Source organism: Acerihabitans sp. TG2, from assembly GCF_035013185.1.
Classification (GTDB): Bacteria; Pseudomonadota; Gammaproteobacteria; order Enterobacterales; family Enterobacteriaceae; genus Acerihabitans.
Map to the genome: position 1 here is coordinate 1 of NZ_JAYGJO010000097.1, position 884 is coordinate 884.

Genomic DNA, 884 nt, shown 5'->3' on the forward strand with positions numbered 1-884 from the left:
GCATTTTTACCCATTTGCGCTCCCACTATTGCTTCGCCCATTCCATTGCCCGTCAGACCACCCGCCAGTCCCGCCGCCAGGGTGCCCAGCGTGCTGATGGTGTGCTTTTCCCCTTCCGTAAGCTGTTCGACGGTTTTGCCCGGGTAGGCATGTTTCATGATCTGTGCCGCCGCCAGCTCGCCGGTTAAAGCCCCCGCACCGCCAGCCAGGGCGTCTTGCCCTTGCATGTGCGCCAACACCGCGCCGGCGATAGCATGTGCCGTGTAACGCGCTTCATCGTTATCCCCGGTGGCGTGTTTGATGCCTTCGGCAATATACGGCGCGCCGCCTGCTGCCAGTGCTTCGCTGATGCCCCCGCCGGTGAGCGCCACCTTTAGTACTCCGACCGCCGCTTGCAACGCTTGTCGGTAGTGGCCGCCGGTACCCAGCGCCGAATGCGAGAGATTAAGATTATAGGCCGTGTCGTAAATCTGCTGCTTTATTTGCGCTTCCGTTGGGCTTTGGTTGGGGTTATCACCTGTTGCCAATTGTTCACGTGCCGCCTGCCGGTCTGCTGCGCTATTGCGATGTTTTGCCTCGCTGGCCGCCTCGGCTGCGGTGATAGCCGCCGACGTGCCCGCAATGTCCATCAACTGTCCGCAGATATCGGTGATCAACTTCACTTCCTGTAGCCGCTGTTGCTCTTTCTCTTTATCAAAAATCGGACTGAGCGCCTGGTGCGCCCCCGCCGCGTCGCGGCTTAAACCACTCAGTTCCTGGCGCTGCTGTGCCACCTGGCGCACCGTCAGTGTGCCCTCGCTTACCGCTGCGCGCGTGTGGCTGCTGGCATGACCGGAACCGCCGCTGCCGCCCAGGACGTTGCCCATCACGTTACTCACCATTTG

1 protein-coding gene is annotated in these 884 nt (G+C 61.2%); it reads right to left on the reverse strand.

Annotated features, from left to right (window positions below; translation table 11 throughout):
- On the reverse strand, nt 1–866 hold an 866-nt coding region (locus SJI19_RS24690), incomplete at its 3' end, for a VENN motif pre-toxin domain-containing protein (RefSeq protein WP_323480875.1).
- Nucleotides 867–884 lie beyond the last annotated feature (18 nt).